Annotated in this window: 1 protein-coding gene; it reads right to left on the bottom strand. The window is 71.3% G+C overall.

Going from position 1 to position 1,440, the window contains the following annotated elements:
• Positions 1–1,413: Tex-like N-terminal domain-containing protein (locus tag ACQKIP_RS47340; protein WP_427745854.1), on the bottom strand; the 1,413-nt coding region annotated here is incomplete at its 3' end.
• Positions 1,414–1,440: the final 27 nt, after the last annotated feature.

Raw genomic sequence — 1,440 nt, 5'->3', positions numbered from 1 at the left:
GTTCACACAGTCCTCGACGACCGCGTCGAGCGAGCGCGACAGCTTCACCTCGGAGAGGTCGTGCTGGTACTGGCCGACGCCGATGGACTTCGGGTCGATCTTCACCAGTTCGGCGAGCGGGTCCTGGAGCCGCCGGGCGATGGACACGGCGCCGCGCAGCGACACGTCCATGTCGGGCAGCTCCTGCGAGGCGAAGGCCGACGCGGAGTACACCGAGGCGCCCGCCTCGGAGACCATCACCTTCGTGAGGTTCAACTCCGGGTGCTTGGTGATCAGTTCACCGGCGAGCTTGTCCGTCTCGCGGGACGCCGTGCCGTTCCCGATCGCGATCAGGTCGACCGAGTGCTCCTTGGCGAGCTTCGCGAGGGTGGCCAGGGCCTGGTCCCACTTGTTCGCCGGGACGTGCGGGTTGATGACGTCGGTGGCGACGACCTTGCCGGTCGCGTCGACCACGGCGACCTTCACGCCCGTACGGAAACCGGGGTCGAGGCCCAGCGTCGCGCGCGTGCCCGCGGGTGCGGCGAGCAGCAGGTCGCGCAGGTTCGACGCGAAGACCCGCACGGCCTCGTCCTCGGCGGCCGTGCGCAGCCGCAGCCGCAGGTCGATGCCCAGGTGCACCAGGATGCGGGTCCGCCAGGACCAGCGCACCGTGTCCTGCAGCCACTTGTCCGCCGGGCGCCCGCGGTCCTGGACGCCGAAACGGTGGGCGACCATCCCCTCGTACGAGGAAGGGCCCTCCGTGGCTTCCTCCGGCTCGAGGACGAGGTCGAGGACGTCCTCCTTCTCGCCGCGCAGCATCGCGAGGATGCGGTGCGAGGGCAGCTCCCCGAAGGGCTCGGCGAAGTCGAAGTAGTCGGCGAACTTGGCGCCGGCCTCCTCCTTGCCGTCGCGGACCTTCGCGGCGAGGCGCCCGCGCACCCACATGCGCTCGCGCAGCTCGCCGATCAGGTCGGCGTCCTCGGAGAACCGCTCGGCGAGGATCGCGCGGGCGCCGTCCAGGGCGGCCTGCGGCTCGGCGACGCCCTTGTCGGCGTCGACGAAGGCCGTGGCCGCGGCGAGCGGCTCCACCGACGGGTCGCCGAGCAGGCCGTCGGCCAGCGGCTCGAGCCCCGCCTCGCGGGCGATCTGCGCCTTCGTGCGGCGCTTGGGCTTGAACGGCAGGTAGATGTCCTCGAGGCGCGCCTTGGTGTCGGCCGCGCGGATCTGCGTTTCCAGCTCGTCGGTGAGCTTGCCCTGCTCGCGCACCGATTCGAGGATCGCGGCGCGCCGCTCCTCGAGCTCCCGCAGATAGCGCAGGCGCTCTTCGAGCGTGCGCAGCTGCGCGTCGTCGAGCATCTCGGTCGCTTCCTTGCGGTAGCGAGCGATGAAGGGCACCGTCGAGGCGCCGACGAGCAAGTAGACGGCGGCCGTCAACAGCCCCGGCCCGAAGCCGCGGTGTTA

This window comes from Streptomyces sp. NPDC059900, assembly GCF_050270335.1.
GTDB lineage: Bacteria > Actinomycetota > Actinomycetes > Streptomycetales > Streptomycetaceae > Streptomyces.
The sequence above is the reverse complement of the archived record's forward strand: the minus strand, read 5'-3'. Positions and strand labels throughout refer to the sequence as shown.